Source organism: Klebsiella sp. BDA134-6 (assembly GCF_015601345.1).
Classification (GTDB): Bacteria; Pseudomonadota; Gammaproteobacteria; order Enterobacterales; family Enterobacteriaceae; genus Klebsiella; species Klebsiella grimontii.
The window spans coordinates 35382-51298 of sequence record NZ_CP064784.1 but is presented as its reverse complement, the minus strand read 5'-3'; the positions used below and the strand labels follow the sequence as shown (position 1 = coordinate 51298).

The 15917-nt window shown below is 55.8% G+C and carries 13 protein-coding genes; 7 read left to right on the top strand and 6 right to left on the bottom strand.

Features of this window, described 5'->3' with window-relative positions:
* Nucleotides 1–66: 66 nt before the first annotated feature.
* Entirely contained in the window at nucleotides 67–903 is an 837-nt protein-coding gene (gene fdhD, locus IYV58_RS00215; RefSeq protein WP_004127123.1) for a formate dehydrogenase accessory sulfurtransferase FdhD, read from the bottom strand.
* Between the two features lie 156 nt (nucleotides 904–1059).
* Here fdhD and fdnG point away from each other — a divergent pair, with 156 nt between their 5' ends.
* The 5 genes from fdnG to IYV58_RS00190 all read left to right on the top strand — a co-directional run bounded on the left by fdnG (nucleotide 1060) and on the right by IYV58_RS00190 (nucleotide 8042).
* The gene (gene fdnG / locus IYV58_RS00210) at nucleotides 1060–4110 is read left to right on the top strand and encodes a formate dehydrogenase-N subunit alpha (RefSeq protein WP_195729358.1); all 3051 of its coding nucleotides are present in this window, start codon (nucleotides 1060–1062) and stop codon (nucleotides 4108–4110) included.
* 12 nt (nucleotides 4111–4122) lie between these two features.
* Nucleotides 4123–5025, top strand: a complete 903-nt coding sequence (gene fdxH, locus IYV58_RS00205; protein ID WP_004122548.1) for a formate dehydrogenase subunit beta — start codon at nucleotides 4123–4125, stop codon at nucleotides 5023–5025.
* Entirely contained in the window at nucleotides 5022–5657 is a 636-nt protein-coding gene (gene fdoI / locus IYV58_RS00200; RefSeq protein ID WP_004127119.1) for a formate dehydrogenase cytochrome b556 subunit, read from the top strand. Before fdxH ends, fdoI begins: the two co-directional genes overlap by 4 nt.
* A 342-nt stretch (nucleotides 5658–5999) precedes the next feature.
* Nucleotides 6000–6929 (top strand): formate dehydrogenase accessory protein FdhE, encoded by a 930-nt coding sequence (gene fdhE / locus IYV58_RS00195; RefSeq protein ID WP_004127117.1) that lies wholly within the window; start codon nucleotides 6000–6002, stop codon nucleotides 6927–6929.
* Nucleotides 6930–7124: 195 nt separating this feature from the next.
* On the top strand, nucleotides 7125–8042 hold the full coding sequence (locus IYV58_RS00190) for an alpha/beta hydrolase (protein ID WP_142445132.1): 918 nt from the start codon (nucleotides 7125–7127) through the stop codon (nucleotides 8040–8042).
* Nucleotides 8043–8059: 17 nt separating this feature from the next.
* On the opposite strand, the gene fabY is transcribed toward IYV58_RS00190, so the two are convergent.
* The 5 genes from fabY to typA all read right to left on the bottom strand — a co-directional run bounded on the left by fabY (nucleotide 8060) and on the right by typA (nucleotide 12890).
* Nucleotides 8060–9001: a fatty acid biosynthesis protein FabY gene (fabY, locus tag IYV58_RS00185; RefSeq protein ID WP_004127112.1), complete on the bottom strand. Its 942-nt coding sequence runs from the start codon at nucleotides 8999–9001 to the stop codon at nucleotides 8060–8062.
* Between the two features lie 44 nt (nucleotides 9002–9045).
* Nucleotides 9046–9483, bottom strand: coding sequence for a D-aminoacyl-tRNA deacylase (gene dtd / locus IYV58_RS00180; protein WP_004127110.1), 438 nt, complete (start codon nucleotides 9481–9483; stop codon nucleotides 9046–9048).
* Nucleotides 9480–10340 (bottom strand): virulence factor BrkB family protein, encoded by an 861-nt coding sequence (locus IYV58_RS00175; RefSeq protein WP_004127107.1) that lies wholly within the window; start codon nucleotides 10338–10340, stop codon nucleotides 9480–9482. The genes dtd and IYV58_RS00175 overlap by 4 nt, the downstream gene beginning before the upstream one ends.
* Entirely contained in the window at nucleotides 10334–10933 is a 600-nt protein-coding gene (yihX, locus tag IYV58_RS00170; RefSeq protein WP_195729357.1) for a glucose-1-phosphatase, read from the bottom strand. The genes IYV58_RS00175 and yihX overlap by 7 nt, the downstream gene beginning before the upstream one ends.
* Before the next feature lie 133 nt (nucleotides 10934–11066).
* Nucleotides 11067–12890: a ribosome-dependent GTPase TypA gene (gene typA / locus IYV58_RS00165; protein WP_004127103.1), complete on the bottom strand. Its 1824-nt coding sequence runs from the start codon at nucleotides 12888–12890 to the stop codon at nucleotides 11067–11069.
* Between the two features lie 378 nt (nucleotides 12891–13268).
* Between typA and glnA the strand changes: the two genes are divergently transcribed.
* Nucleotides 13269–14678, top strand: a complete 1410-nt coding sequence (gene glnA, locus IYV58_RS00160) for a glutamate--ammonia ligase (RefSeq protein ID WP_004127100.1) — start codon at nucleotides 13269–13271, stop codon at nucleotides 14676–14678.
* 188 nt (nucleotides 14679–14866) lie between these two features.
* Nucleotides 14867–15916 carry a nitrogen regulation protein NR(II) gene (gene glnL, locus IYV58_RS00155; RefSeq protein ID WP_004127098.1) on the top strand — a complete coding sequence of 350 codons (1050 nt, stop codon included), beginning with the start codon at nucleotides 14867–14869 and terminating at the stop codon, nucleotides 15914–15916.
* The last annotated feature ends 1 nt before the right edge of the window (nucleotide 15917 follow it).

The window sequence follows — 15917 nt, the reverse complement described above, 5'->3', positions numbered from 1 at the left end:
GCTCGCACATCGCCAAACAAAAAGCGGAAGGATTTGTTGTCATCATTCAAAAAAATTGACTTAAATTTAACCCGCGATTAACCGCTGCGGATGCGTGTAAACGGTCGCCCTGCCCGGCTTGCAGAATCCCACCAGCGTCAGGTTACAGCGCTCGGCAACGTCAACCGCCAGCGTGGTCGCGGCAGAGACCGCAAAGAGGATTTCCACCCCGCACATAGCTGCCTTCTGCACCATCTCATAGCTGGCGCGGCTGGAGACCAGTGCCGCGCCGTTCTGCCAGGCGCCTTCTGACTCCGCGCGGTGTCCCAGGAGTTTGTCTAGCGCCACGTGGCGACCAACATCTTCATGGCCGCCCGCGAGCTCGCCGGAAGGACTAACCCAGGCCGCGGCATGAGTACAGCCGGTAAGGCGGCCTATCGGCTGAAAATCATGCAGGTGCGCCAACGCGCGATCGAGATTCGCCAGATCGAACGCTTGGGTAAAGGGTAGCGGCTGCACGGGCTTGCCGATATCGTTGAGCTGCTCAACGCCGCATACGCCACAGCCGGTGCGCCCGGCTAGCGCGCGACGGCGCTCTTTCAGCCCCATAAAGCGGCGGCTGGAAAGCTCGATTTGCACTTCCAGGCCGTTACAGGCCTGAATGACGTCCATACCATAAATCTCGCCCCGGTTTTCGATAATCCCTTCGGATAAGGAAAAGCCGACGGCGAACTGCGCCAGGTCTTTCGGCGTCGCCATCATCACCACGTGCGAGATGCCGTTATAGACCAGCGCAACGGGTACCTCTTCAGCTAACTCGTCTGGCTGAGGATGTTGCAAATTTTGGCGCTTCCAGAGCGATACCTGGCGATAACCTGTGATATCAATCACATTTTCGATTTGTTCAAGAGGCTTCTTGTTCACTTTGTCTTAACCGTATTGGAACAGGCATACACACAATGTGGTATTCTGTTTATATCCCTTCGGGAACGAGGGAAATTACCCCTAATTCTGAACCTTTGCGGCTCTTACCGCAAAGCAAATAACTATACGTGACAATGTCGAAACAAGGAGCGAACCATGCAGGTCAGCAGAAGGCAGTTCTTTAAGATCTGCGCTGGCGGTATGGCAGGAACCACGGCGGCGGCGCTGGGCTTTGCGCCCGGTTTAGCGCTCGCGGAAACACGGCAGTACAAGCTGCTGCGCACCCGCGAAACCCGTAACACCTGCACTTACTGTTCCGTTGGCTGTGGGCTGTTAATGTACAGCCTCGGCGACGGCGCAAAAAATGCCAAAGCGTCTATCTTCCATATCGAAGGTGACCCGGACCATCCGGTCAACCGTGGCGCGCTCTGCCCTAAAGGGGCCGGACTGGTGGACTTTATCCACTCCGAAAGTCGCCTGAAATTTCCAGAATACCGTGCGCCAGGCTCCGATAAATGGCAGCAAATCAGCTGGGATGAAGCGTTCGACCGCATCGCTAAGCTGATGAAAGAGGACCGCGACGCCAACTTTGTCGCGCAGAATAGCGAAGGCACCACCGTCAACCGCTGGCTGACCACCGGTATGCTGTGCGCCTCCGCCTCCAGTAACGAAACCGGTTATTTAACCCAGAAATTTACCCGCGCGCTCGGTATGCTCGCGGTCGACAACCAGGCGCGCGTCTGACACGGACCAACGGTAGCAAGTCTTGCTCCAACATTTGGTCGCGGTGCGATGACCAACCACTGGGTCGACATCAAAAACGCCAATCTCGTGGTGGTGATGGGCGGCAACGCCGCTGAAGCACACCCGGTTGGATTCCGCTGGGCGATGGAAGCCAAGATTCACAACGGCGCGAAGCTGATTGTGATCGATCCGCGCTTTACGCGTACCGCGGCGGTGGCTGATTTCTATACCCCAATTCGTTCCGGTACTGACATTACCTTCCTGTCAGGCGTCATCCTGTACCTGCTGAACAATGAAAAAATCAACCGTGAATATACCGAAGCCTATACCAACGCCAGCCTGATCGTGCGTGAAGATTACAGCTTTGAAGACGGTTTGTTCAGCGGCTACGACGCCGAAGCCCGCAAGTACGATAAAACGTCCTGGAACTATGAGCTGGATGAAAACGGCTTTGCCAAACGCGATACCACGCTGCAGCATCCGCGCTGCGTATGGAACCTGCTGAAGCAGCACGTTTCCCGCTATACGCCGGAAGTTGTCGAAAACATCTGCGGAACGCCAAAAGCTGACTTCCTCAAAGTCTGCGAGTACATCGCGGAAACCAGCGCGCACGATAAAACCGCGTCATTCCTGTACGCGCTGGGCTGGACGCAGCACTCCATCGGCGCGCAGAACATTCGCACCATGGCGATGATCCAGCTGCTGCTCGGCAATATGGGCATGGCGGGCGGTGGCGTAAACGCCCTGCGCGGCCACTCCAATATTCAGGGCCTCACCGACCTGGGGCTGCTGTCGCAGAGCCTGCCTGGCTATATGACGCTGCCGAGCGAGAAACAGACTGACCTGCAAACCTACCTCGCCGCCAACACGCCGAAACCGCTGTTGAAGGACCAGGTGAACTACTGGGGTAATTACCCGAAATTCTTCGTCTCCATGATGAAGGCCTTCTTTGGCGATAAAGCCACGGCGGAAAACAGCTGGGGCTTTGACTGGCTGCCGAAGTGGGATAAGGGCTACGACGTCCTGCAATACTTCGAGATGATGAACCAGGGCAAAGTGAACGGCTATATCTGCCAGGGCTTTAACCCGGTAGCCTCGTTCCCGAACAAAAACAAGGTTGTCGCGTCGCTGTCGAAGCTGAAGTTCCTGGTGACCATCGACCCGCTCAATACCGAAACATCCACCTTCTGGCAAAACCACGGGGAGTCGAACGACGTCGATCCGACGAAAATCCAGACCGAAGTGTTCCGCCTGCCGTCCACCTGCTTCGCCGAAGAGAACGGTTCTATCGTCAACTCCGGCCGCTGGCTGCAGTGGCACTGGAAAGGCGCGGACGCCCCGGGGATTGCGACCACCGACGGTGAGATCCTCGCCGGTATCTTCTTACGGCTGCGCAAGATGTACGCCGAACAGGGCGGACCGGCGCCGGAACCGGTGCTGAACATGACGTGGAACTACGCCACGCCGCATGAACCAGCGTCGGAAGAAGTGGCGATGGAGAGCAACGGCAAGGCGCTGGCAGACATTATCGACCCGGCAACCGGGGCGGTGATTGTCAAGAAGGGCCAGCAGCTCAGCTCATTTGCGCAGCTGCGCGATGACGGCACCACCTCCAGCGGCTGCTGGATCTTCGCCGGTAGCTGGACGCCTGACGGCAACCAGATGGCGCGTCGCGATAACGCCGATCCGTCTGGCCTCGGCAATACGCTGGGCTGGGCATGGGCGTGGCCGCTCAACCGCCGCATTTTGTATAACCGCGCCTCCGCGGACCCGCAGGGTAAACCGTGGGATCCGAAGCGCCAGCTCCTGAAATGGGACGGCGCGAAGTGGGGCGGCGTGGACATTCCAGACTACAGCGCCGCAGCGCCGGACAGCGATGTCGGACCGTTCATCATGCAGCCGGAAGGGATGGGGCGTCTGTTCGCTATCGATAAGATGGCGGAAGGGCCGTTCCCGGAACACTACGAGCCGTTTGAAACGCCGCTGGGCACTAACCCGCTGCACCCGAACGTGGTCTCGAACCCGGCCGCGCGCGTCTTTAAAGGCGACCTTGAGCAGATGGGCAAAGCGGATAAATTCCCTTACGTCGGCACCACTTACCGCCTGACCGAGCACTTCCACTACTGGACCAAGCACGCGCTGCTTAACGCCATCGCGCAGCCGGAACAATTCGTGGAGATCGGAGAGAAGCTGGCGAACAAGCACGGCATCGCTCATGGCGATACCGTGAAGGTCTCCTCTAACCGCGGCTATATCAAAGCCAAGGCGGTGGTGACCAAGCGTATTCGCACGCTGAAAGCGGACGGTAAGGATATAGATACTATCGGTATTCCGATTCACTGGGGCTACGAAGGCGTGGCGAAGAAAGGGTTTATCGCCAATACCCTGACGCCGTTTGTCGGTGATGCGAACACGCAGACGCCGGAGTTCAAGGCTTTCCTCGTGAACGTGGAAAAGGCGTAACGGAGACGAATTATGGCTTATCAATCGCAAGACATTATCCGTCGTTCCGCGACTAACGGCTTCACCCCCGCGCCCCGCGCGCGGGACCACCAGGAAGAGGTGGCGAAGCTTATCGACGTCACCACCTGTATCGGCTGTAAAGCCTGCCAGGTGGCCTGTTCCGAGTGGAACGACATCCGGGATGAAGTCGGTCACAACGTCGGGGTGTACGATAACCCCGCCGACCTGACCGCCAAATCCTGGACCGTGATGCGCTTCTCGGAAGTGGAGCAGAACGACAAACTGGAGTGGCTCATCCGCAAGGATGGCTGTATGCACTGCGCCGACCCAGGCTGCCTGAAGGCCTGCCCGGCGGAAGGGGCGATCATTCAGTACGCCAACGGCATCGTCGACTTCCAGTCCGAGCAGTGCATCGGCTGTGGTTACTGCATCGCCGGCTGCCCGTTCAACGTGCCGCGCCTGAATCCGGAAGACAACCGCGTCTACAAATGCACGCTGTGCGTCGACCGCGTTAACGTTGGCCAGGAGCCGGCGTGCGTGAAAACCTGCCCGACCGGCGCTATCCACTTTGGCTCCAAAGAGGAGATGAAAACGCTGGCGGGCGAGCGCGTCGCCGAGCTGAAAACCCGCGGCTACGACAATGCGGGGCTGTACGATCCGGCCGGCGTTGGCGGCACGCACGTGATGTACGTGCTGCACCACGCCGACAAGCCGAACCTGTACCACGGCCTGCCGGAGAACCCGGAAATCAGCGCCACGGTTAAGTTCTGGAAAGGGATCTGGAAGCCTCTCGCGGCGGTCGGCTTTGCGGCCACCTTCGCCGCCAGCATCTTCCACTACGTCGGCGTCGGTCCGAACCGCGCGGAAGAGGAAGAGGACAATCTGGATGAAGAGAAAGACGAGGTGCGCAAATGAAAAGACGTGACACCATCGTGCGCTACACCGCGCCGGAGCGAATCAACCACTGGGTCACCGCCTTCTGCTTCGTGCTGGCGGCAGTGAGCGGACTGGGCTTTTTCTTCCCGTCCTTCAACTGGCTGATGCACATCATGGGCACCCCGCAGCTGGCGCGTATTCTACACCCGTTCGTGGGCGTGATTATGTTTGCTTCGTTCATCATCATGTTCTTCCGCTACTGGCACCACAACCTGATCAACCGGGACGATATTTTCTGGGCGAAAAATATTCGCAAGATTGTCGTCAACGAGGAAGTGGGCGACACCGGGCGCTATAACTTCGGCCAGAAATGCGTGTTCTGGGCGGCGATTATCTTCCTGGTGCTGCTGCTGGTGAGCGGCGTGATCATCTGGCGTCCGTACTTTGCGCCGGCCTTCTCCATCCCGGTTATCCGCTTCGCGCTGATGCTGCACTCCTTCTCTGCGGTGGCGCTGATTGTGGTGATCATGGTGCATATTTACGCTGCGCTGTGGGTGAAGGGCACGATAACCGCAATGGTAGAAGGCTGGGTGACGAAGACCTGGGCGAAGAAACATCACCCGCGCTGGTATCGTGAAGTCCGCGAAAAGCAGGATAAGCGCCAGTCGTAGACCCGAGCGCGTTGTTCGTCTCTGAAATGGCGTCGTATATCGACGCCATTTTTTTGCGGATAACGTGCTGTTTTGACAACGTTAACCATAGTGCGCCGCAGGCCGGAGCGGCACGTTTCCCGGTTCGCTCAAGCCATGGCGCAGGGTGGCTAACCCCAACGGTGCATAGTCGGGGTTATCGATATCAGGTATCGTAACGCACACATTGCGATGTCGTGGGTATATCCCGTATACCAATTGCGGTTATCATTAATGACATCACCAGAGCGGGCGCGTGATGCCCGCCAAATCGCAGAGCGGACGCGACCATCGCCGAATCTGCTGAAACCAGGAAGTGACTGAATGAGCATTCGTATCATCCCGCAAGATGAGCTGGAAAAGAGCGAGAAACGCGCGACGGATATGATCCCGCCGTTGTTGTTTCCCCGGCTCAAAAATTTATATAACCGTCGCGCCGAACGCCTGCGCGAACTGGCTGAAAATAACCCGCTGGGCGATTACCTGCGCTTTGCCGCGCTTATCGCCCACGCGCAGGAAGTGGTGCTGTACGACCATCCGCTGCAGATGGATCTCACCGCGCGCATCAAAGAAGCGAACGACCAGGGTAAACCGCCGCTGGATATCCACGTTTTGCCGCGCGATAAGCACTGGCACAAGCTGCTGCATTCGCTGATTGCCGAACTGAAGCCGGAGATGAGCGGCCCGGCGCTGGCGGTCATTGAGAATCTGGAAAAAGCCTCCGAACAGGAGCTGGAACTGATGGCAAGCGCGCTATTTGCGTCCGATTTTGCCTCTGTCAGCAGCGATAAAGCGCCGTTTATCTGGGCCGCGCTCTCGCTCTATTGGGCGCAGATGGCCAGCTTGATCCCCGGAAAAGCCCGCGCTGAATATGGTGAACAGCGTCAGTTCTGCCCGGTTTGCGGCTCGATGCCGGTCTCCAGCATAGTGCAAATTGGTACCACACAGGGGCTGCGTTATCTGCACTGCAACCTGTGCGAAACCGAGTGGCACGTGGTGCGCGTGAAGTGCAGCAACTGCGAACAGACGCGCGATCTGCACTACTGGTCATTAGATAACGAGCAGTCGGCGATTAAGGCCGAAACCTGCGGCGACTGCGGTACCTACCTGAAGATTCTCTATCAGGAAAAAGACCCTAAAGTGGAAGCCGTCGCCGACGACCTCGCCTCGCTGGTACTGGACGCACGAATGGAACAAGAGGGCTTCGCCCGCAGCTCCATCAACCCGTTCCTGTTCCCTGGCGAAGGGGAATAACGACAGGCATCATGCCGGGTGGCGCCTGTCGCCCGGCTTACCATTGACAAGGCGTAATCGCTCCCGGTATGCCGGCAAACTTTTTGAGTTTGCGAGCCGCTTTCCAGAATCACTTCTCAACGAAAATCCCCGGTTTTCTTTTGCTCACAATCAGGCTATAACCCTGTATATCCAAACAGGTTAAGGGAATAAAAAATGGCGCTTGAAAAGGGTATCGCAGAGCTGGTGCGGGAATTTATCGATGCGGGCCGCCCCTCATCACGCGAACAGAATATTGATGACCGGAGACGCGGCTATATCGCCAGCACAGTACTGGCTGGGGAACAGGAAAAGCGCGTTCAGGTAGAAGACATCGAGCTTGAGGGCATGATATTTCGCGTTGTCTCTCCCCTTAACGCTTCTGGCGCACTACCTGCCGTTATCTATTTCCACGGTGGCTGCTTTATCAGCGGCGGTTTCGCCACGCATGACCATCAGCTCCGCCAGCTGGCATATCACAGCGGCTGCCGCGTTATCGCCATGCAATACCGGCTGGCGCCGGAGCATACTTTCCCTGCCGCTCATGACGATGCGGAGAGAGGCGCGCTGATTATTCACCGCCACGCCGGGCAGCTGGGCATCGACGCTTCCCGTATTACGCTGGCTGGCGACAGCGCCGGGGGACATCTGGCATTAGTGACCGCACTGCGGCTCAAAACCGCGCAGGTCTGGCAGCCCGCGCAGCTGGTTTTGATTTACCCGATGCTGGACGCCACCGCCAGCATGAAGAGCTATATCGATAACGGTAAAGATTACATCATCACCGAAGATACGCTGCTCAGTGGCTATGAAATGTACCTTTCAGCGACGGAGCTCCATCACCCGGAAGCCAGCCCGCTGTGGCGTAAAGACTTTCACGGCTTACCGCCAGTGCATATTCTGACGGCGGAATACGACCCTTTGCGTGATGAAGGCGAAACGCTTTACCAGCGCCTGCTTGAGCAGGGCGTTAACTGTACCTGTCAGCGTTATCTCGGGGTGATCCACGGCTTCTTTCAGCTGGGCGGCATCAGCCCGGCGGCCGGAAGCGCGATGAGGGATATCGCCTGGCGGGTGAAGTCACCAGAGCAATAGACCGGTATAAACGGAGACTACTCCTCTTCGTTACCGCCCTCTTCATACGGGCCAAACGGCTTCGCAGGAAGAACAATATAGATACCCTCAAAAACCGCGCCGAGCCGATCGTCACCAAACAGTTCAACCTGCAGTTGAACGCGCGCTTTGCGGCCTCGCGCCAGCCGGTCAAGATCGCCGCTTAACGAACCGAGATCGGCAACGGCGCTGGGGCGTCCGCTAATGGGCTGGCTGTAGCGGATATGCGCATCGGCAAGGATAATCGTGCCGCCAAGATGCCGCTCGCGCAGCATCAGCCAGATAAGCCCCCAGCCGGTTAACGTTGCCTGAGAAAACAGGCTGCCGGCAAACAGCGTATGGTGTGGGTTCTGGTTACCGGCTTCCGGCATGGTGGTTATGAATTTTTGCCCGGTATACTGCTGGATGCGCACGCCCATTTTCTCGCTGAGAGGGATGTGCTGATACCAGGCCTGCTGCAGCTGAGCGCACCAGTCGCCGCGATGTAAAATATCGTCCAGCGAGGCTATCGGCTTAATCATCAGAAAATGACGGATCGGCGTGGTGGTCGGCGTGGTGATTTCGCCCTGATTCACAAAACCGAGCTTAGCGAAGAACTCCACCGCATCTTCGCGGGCGCTACAGGTCACGCGCTTAACGCCTTCCTGACGGGCGACGGACTCCAGCGTCATCGCCATCAGGGTTCCCAGCCCTTTATCCTGTACTGACGGATGCACGGCCATAAAACGAATAGAAGCTTCGTTTTCCGCATTCACATACAGCCGCCCGACGGCAACCAGATTGCCCTCTTCATCGACCACCATTTGATGGTGCGCCATCGCATCCCACGCATCGCGCTCGGACCCTTTCGGCTGATGCAGCGGCTTACGCAGCATCTCCCAGCGGAACTGGTAGTAGCTCTCTAACTCTTCTTCTGTTTGCGGTACACGAAGGTGATACATAGCTGTACTCTCTTTTGTTACCCGCAGCCTGCCCGGAAGCTGGCTCATACCTGCAACCAAAAGGTCACGGGACCATCATTCACCAGAGAAACCTGCATATCGGCAGCAAATCTCCCGGTCTGCGTATTCATTTGCTGCTGGCGGCAGCGCTCAACGAAATACTGGTACAGCGCTTCCGCTTTATCCGGCGCGGCCCCTTTAGAAAATCCAGGGCGCATCCCGCGCTCGGTATCCGCTGCCAGCGTAAACTGTGAAACCACCAGCACGCTGCCGCCAGCCTGCTGCACGTTAAGATTCATTTTGCCTTCAGCATCGCTAAAAATACGGTATCCCAGCACGCGCTCGCACAGGCGGTTCGCCTTTTGCTCATCATCGTCTCTCTCGACGCCTAACAGCACCAGAAGCCCGGGGCCGATTTCGCCCGTCACTTCACCCTCCACGGTAACGCTAGCTCGGGATACGCGTTGAATTAATGCAATCATGATTGTTCTGTTTCTTCTTTTTTCAGTTTGCGGTATTCACCGAGAGTGACAGTAATTTCAGCGCCAAGCAAGACGATACACCACGTCCAGTACACCCAGACAAACAAAATAGGCACCACGGCGAGCACGCCATATATCAGCTGATATGACGGGAACGCGGTGATATATAAAGCAAAAGCTTTCTTACCCGCTTCAAAGAGCAGCGCAGCGACCAGGGAGCCGATTATCGCATCGCGGTTACGCACCTCGGCCGTCGGCACAATGCTGTAAAGCAGCCAGAATGCCACCCAGGATAAAATGAGCGGAAAAATACGCAGCACATCGTCAATTACGCTATTCAGGTCGCTGGCCCAGCGTAACGACAGAAGATAGGAGCTGATCGCAAGGCTGGCGCCCGCCAGCAGCGGCCCCAGGGTGAGGATCATCCAGTAAACGGCAAAGGAGTAGGTTTTGGGCCGGGTTCGGGTACTGCGCCAGATGGTGTTCAACGCGCTATCAATGGAGTACATCAACAGCAGCGATGTCACAATCAAACCGAAAGCGCCCACGGCGGTCATTCGGCTGGAGTTAGCGACAAACTGCTCAATGTAGCCCTGAATGACATCCCCGGTTGCCGGAATGAAATTGGCGAAAATAAAGTGGCGAATCTGGATACTGACATCAGAAAACATCGGAAATGCCGCGAACAGCGCGAAAACGACGGCAATAAGCGGCACAAGGGAGAGTAACGACACATAGGCAAGATTCCCCGCCAGTGTCGTCATATTATCTTCATCAATACGCCGCCATAGCAGCTTGAGCCAGGCCACCAGCGGTCGCAGATGGCGCGTGGTTTTTTGATGAACGGTTTTTAGCATAGCTGTTTAGCAAAATAGTTGGGGATGGTTTCCTTCCCGGTCACCAGAATGCTGGTTATGCCCAGCAGGTTAGCCCCGGCGATATTGTCCGCGTTATCATCGAAGAAGACCGTATCGTCAGCGGCGAAACCTTCAGCGTCGAGGACGCTCTGATAGATCCGCGCTTCCGGTTTACGCATCCCCATCTCTTGAGAAAGATAGATATGGTCAGCCACGGCGCGTATTTCAGGGTACTCATCCGGCCAGAAAGTCGTATGCAAACGGTTCGTGTTGGACAGAACCACAACGCGATGCCCCTGCTCGCGTAATTTTTGCATAATCGCGATAACCTCCGGGCGCAGGGCAACAAAAACCGCCTGCCAGCCGTGGGAGAACTGCTCGTAGCTAAGCGACATGTTCATTTCATGGCACATCGCCGCCGCAAAATCTTCATCGCTGATTTCACCGCGCTCGTGCTGGTGGAACGCTTCGCCCATGGTGAAATGCTGCTGCAGCGTCGCAAGGGGAATTCGCGTTAAATCGCTCCACGTCCCGAGCACCCGGTTGAAGTCAATATCGACAATCACATTACCTAAATCAAAGATATAGAGCATGGTCCTCTCCTTTTGCACCGTGGAAAATTAACTGTAGCGGGAAAGGGGGAGTTTGACTATGGGCGGCAGGGCTTTGTACAAAAAAGAAACCCTGCCATTGAGGCAGGGTTCAGATAGCAGAAAGAAGCGTTAATTAATCTTCTTTCGCACCGCGCATCGCGCGTTTACGGTCGTTCTCGGTCAGGTGACGTTTACGGATACGGACAGAGGTCGGGGTGACTTCTACCAGTTCGTCGTCATCGATGAACTCAAGAGCCTGCTCCAGGGTCATCTTAACCGGCGGAACCAGAACCGTTGCTTCGTCAGTGCCGGACGCACGCATGTTGGTCAGTTTCTTACCGGTCAGGCAGTTTACCGTCAGGTCGTTAGAACGACTGTGAATACCGATAATCTGGCCTTCGTAAACTTCTGCGCCGTGGCCCAGGAACAGCTTACCGCGATCCTGCAGGCTGAACAGTGCGAACGCAACCGCTTTACCCTGGCCGTTGGAGATCAGAACACCATTCTGACGCTGACCCACATCACCCGCACGAACGTCGTCGTAGTGGCTGAAGGTGGAGTACAGCAGACCGGTACCGGAGGTCATGGTCATGAATTCTGAACGGAAGCCGATCAGACCACGGCTTGGGATCACGTAGTCGAGACGTACGCGGCCTTTGCCATCTGGATTCATGTTTTTCAGATCGCCTTTACGCTCACCCAGCGCCTGCATCACAGAACCCTGGTGCTGTTCTTCAACGTCCAGCGTGACGTTTTCGAACGGCTCTTGCTTACGGCCATCGATTTCGCGGAAGATAACTTTCGGACGGGAAACCGCCATTTCGAAACCTTCACGACGCATGTTCTCGATAAGAACGGACAGGTGCAGTTCGCCACGGCCAGAAACGCGGAATGCGTCTGCATCCGGCGTTTCTTCAACGCGCAGCGCCACGTTATGCACCAGCTCTTTGTTCAGGCGGTCAAGGATCTGACGAGAGGTAACGTACTTACCTTCTTTACCGCAGAACGGCGAGGTGTTAACGCAGAAGAACATAGAGACGGTCGGCTCATCAACAGACAGCGCCGGCAGCGCTTCAACATTCTGCGTATCACAGATGGTGTCAGAGATGTTCAGTTCGCCCAGGCCGGTGATCGCGATGATATCGCCCGCTTCTGCAACGTCGCTCTCGATACGCTCAAGGCCCAGATGGGTCAGAACTTTACCGACTTTACCGTTACGAGTTTTGCCTTCGCTATCAATGATAGTGACCTGCTGGTTCGGCTTCACTTTACCGCGCTTGATGCGGCCGATGCCGATGACGCCAACGTAGTTGTTGTAGTCCAGCTGGGAGATTTGCATCTGCAGCGGGCCATCAAGGTCAACGTTCGGCGCCGGTACGCGATCGACGATGGTCTGATACAGCGGAGTCATGTCTTCAGCCATATCTTCGTGATCCAGACCCGCAATACCATTCAGCGCAGAAGCGTAAACGATAGGGAAGTCCAGCTGTTCGTCGGTAGCGTCGAGGTTAACGAACAGGTCGAATACCTGATCGACAACCCAGTCAGGGCGCGCGCCCGGACGGTCAACTTTGTTGATAACAACAATTGGCTTCAGGCCATGAGCAAAGGCTTTTTTGGTCACGAAGCGCGTCTGCGGCATCGGACCATCCATTGCATCAACGACCAACAGAACGGAATCAACCATGGACATGACACGTTCAACTTCACCACCGAAGTCGGCGTGCCCCGGGGTATCAACGATGTTGATACGGTAGTCATTCCATTTGATAGCGGTGTTTTTAGCCAGGATGGTAATCCCGCGCTCTTTCTCCAAATCGTTGGAGTCCATCACTCGCTCTTGAGTTTCGGCACGCGCGTCGAACGTACCGGATTGCTGTAGCAGCTTATCAACCAGGGTAGTTTTACCATGGTCAACGTGCGCGATGATGGCGATATTACGCAAATTTTCGATCACAACTTTGCCTCAGGCATTAGAAATAGCGCGTTATTGTACACGGATTAATCGCAGTACAAAACAGGATCACAAACATCCTCCGCAAACAAGTATTGCAGAGATTCTTTGTGATCGCTTTCACGGAGCGTTAAAAGGGTTATTCAAGGTCAATTGCACCAAATAAGTGCCCAATGTTCACACAAATGCACTATATTGGTGCAATGCATTCATTTTGGTGCAGCCCTTTTGCACGATGATGTGCATGATAACGCCTTTTGGGGGCAATTTAAAAGTTGGCACAGATTTCGCTTTATATTTTTTAAGGCAACAACGCCACTTTACGTAGTTAAAAAGTTTTCGTTTCCACGACGACAATGACCAATCCGGGAGAGTTTAAGTATGTCCGCTGAACACGTTTTGACGATGCTGAACGAGCATGAAGTGAAGTTTGTCGATCTGCGCTTCACCGATACCAAAGGTAAAGAACAGCACGTTACTATTCCTTCTCATCAGGTAAATGCCGAATTCTTCGAAGAAGGCAAAATGTTTGATGGCTCCTCGATTGGCGGCTGGAAAGGTATTAACGAATCCGACATGGTTCTGATGCCGGATGCAACCACCGCGCTGATCGACCCGTTCTATGAAGAACCGACGCTGATCATCCGCTGCGACATCCTGGAACCAGGCACCCTGCAGGGCTATGATCGCGACCCGCGTTCCATTGCTAAGCGCGCTGAAGAGTATCTGCGCTCTACCGGTCTGGCTGACACCGTGCTGTTCGGGCCAGAACCAGAATTCTTCCTGTTCGACGACATCCGTTTTGGTGCCTCCATCTCCGGTTCCCACGTTGCTATCGACGATATCGAAGGCGCATGGAACTCTTCCACCAAATACGAAGGCGGCAACAAGGGCCACCGTCCGGGCGTGAAAGGCGGTTACTTCCCGGTTCCGCCAGTAGACTCCTCACAGGATATCCGCTCCACCATGTGTATGATCATGGAAGAGATGGGTCTGGTTGTTGAAGCTCACCACCACGAAGTGGCGACTGCGGGCCAGAACGAAATCGCGACCCGCTTTAACACCATGACCAAAAAAGCGGACGAAATTCAGATTTACAAATACGTTGTGCACAACGTTGCACACCGTTTCGGCAAAACCGCGACCTTTATGCCAAAACCGATGTTTGGCGATAACGGTTCCGGTATGCACTGCCACATGTCCCTGTCCAAGAACGGCGTAAACCTGTTCTCCGGCGACAAATACGCAGGCCTGTCTGAACAAGCGCTGTACTATATCGGCGGCGTAATCAAACACGCTAAAGCGATTAACGCCCTGGCTAACCCGACCACCAACTCCTACAAGCGTCTGGTCCCGGGTTACGAAGCGCCGGTTATGCTGGCTTACTCTGCCCGTAACCGTTCCGCGTCTATCCGTATTCCGGTTGTCACCTCTCCGAAAGCGCGCCGTATCGAAGTTCGCTTCCCGGACCCGGCTGCTAACCCGTACCTGTGCTTCGCGGCGCTGCTGATGGCTGGCCTTGACGGTATCAAGAACAAAATCCATCCGGGCGAAGCCATGGATAAAAACCTGTACGATCTGCCGCCGGAAGAAGCGAAAGAGATCCCACAGGTTGCAGGCTCTCTGGAAGAAGCACTGAACGCGCTGGACGCGGACCGTGAATTCCTGACCGCCGGCGGCGTATTCACCAACGACGCTATCGATGCTTACATCGCCCTGCGTATTGAAGAAAACGACCGCGTACGCATGACTCCGCACCCGGTTGAGTTTGAGCTGTACTACAGCGTCTAATTTTGCTGTAAATCCGCGGTATTCCGTGTTGTGGCGTGGGGTACCAAGGATGTTTTGTTGCCGTGGAAACTTTCAGCCCATCTCAGGATGGGCTTTTTTCTCCACCAACGCGCTGATCCCATGAGCTTTTTATTCATAAAAAGCTATACTGCACTAAAATGGTGCACTCTTTTTCAGGAGACTGTCGAATGGCAACAGGCACACTGCCCGATGCTGGGCAGATCCTTAACTCTTTAATCAACAGTATCTTACTGGTCGATGACGACCTGGCGGTACATTACGCGAACCCGGCGGCGCAGCAGCTGTTGGCGCAAAGCTCGCGTAAATTATTCGGCACGCCGCTGCCGGAGCTGTTGAGCTATTTCTCGCTGAATATCGGCCTCATGCAAGAGAGCCTCGCCGCAGGTCAGGGTTTTACCGATAACGAAGTGACGCTGGTTATTGATGGCCGCTCGCATATCCTTTCCCTAACGGCGCAACGCCTACCGGAAGGCTATATCCTGCTGGAAATGGCGCCGATGGATAATCAGCGTCGCCTGAGCCAGGAGCAGCTACAGCACGCACAACAGATTGCCGCGCGTGACTTAGTGCGTGGTCTGGCCCACGAGATTAAAAATCCGCTGGGCGGCCTGCGCGGCGCGGCGCAGCTGCTGAGCAAAGCGCTGCCCGACCCTGCGCTAATGGAATATACCAAAGTCATTATTGAACAGGCCGACCGGTTAAGAAATCTGGTCGACCGTCTACTGGGACCACAGCATCCCGGAATGCATGTAACAGAAAGCATCCACAAGGTCGCTGAGCGGGTGGTGAAGCTGGTGTCGATGGAACTACCGGATAACGTTAAGCTGGTGCGCGACTATGACCCCAGCCTGCCAGAACTCCCGCACGACCCAGACCAAATTGAACAAGTGCTGCTGAACATCGTACGCAACGCGCTGCAGGCGCTGGGACCGGAGGGCGGAGAGATCACTCTGCGCACCCGGACGGCCTTCCAGTTAACCCTGCACGGCGTGCGCTACCGCCTCGCAGCGCGTATCGACGTTGAAGATAACGGCCCGGGAATCCCATCTCACTTACAGGATACGCTGTTTTATCCCATGGTGAGCGGACGCGAAGGCGGTACCGGACTCGGTCTGTCTATCGCCCGCAGCCTTATCGATCAGCACTCCGGCAAAATTGAATTTACCAGTTGGCCAGGGCATACCGAATTCTCGGTGTACCTGCCTATTCGGAAGTAGA

Excerpts from the sequence above, each read along its gene's own strand:
- fdxH (WP_004122548.1), top strand. The coding sequence starts at position 4,123 with ATGGCTTATCAATCGCAAGACATTATCCGTCGTTCCGCGACTAACGGC.
- fdoI (WP_004127119.1), top strand. The coding sequence starts at position 5,022 with ATGAAAAGACGTGACACCATCGTGCGCTACACCGCGCCGGAGCGAATC.
- fdhE (WP_004127117.1), top strand. The coding sequence starts at position 6,000 with ATGAGCATTCGTATCATCCCGCAAGATGAGCTGGAAAAGAGCGAGAAA.
- IYV58_RS00190 (WP_142445132.1), top strand. The coding sequence starts at position 7,125 with ATGGCGCTTGAAAAGGGTATCGCAGAGCTGGTGCGGGAATTTATCGAT.
- fabY (WP_004127112.1), bottom strand. The coding sequence starts at position 9,001 with ATGTATCACCTTCGTGTACCGCAAACAGAAGAAGAGTTAGAGAGCTAC.
- dtd (WP_004127110.1), bottom strand. The coding sequence starts at position 9,483 with ATGATTGCATTAATTCAACGCGTATCCCGAGCTAGCGTTACCGTGGAG.
- IYV58_RS00175 (WP_004127107.1), bottom strand. The coding sequence starts at position 10,340 with ATGCTAAAAACCGTTCATCAAAAAACCACGCGCCATCTGCGACCGCTG.
- yihX (WP_195729357.1), bottom strand. The coding sequence starts at position 10,933 with ATGCTCTATATCTTTGATTTAGGTAATGTGATTGTCGATATTGACTTC.
- glnA (WP_004127100.1), top strand. The coding sequence starts at position 13,269 with ATGTCCGCTGAACACGTTTTGACGATGCTGAACGAGCATGAAGTGAAG.
- glnL (WP_004127098.1), top strand. The coding sequence starts at position 14,867 with ATGGCAACAGGCACACTGCCCGATGCTGGGCAGATCCTTAACTCTTTA.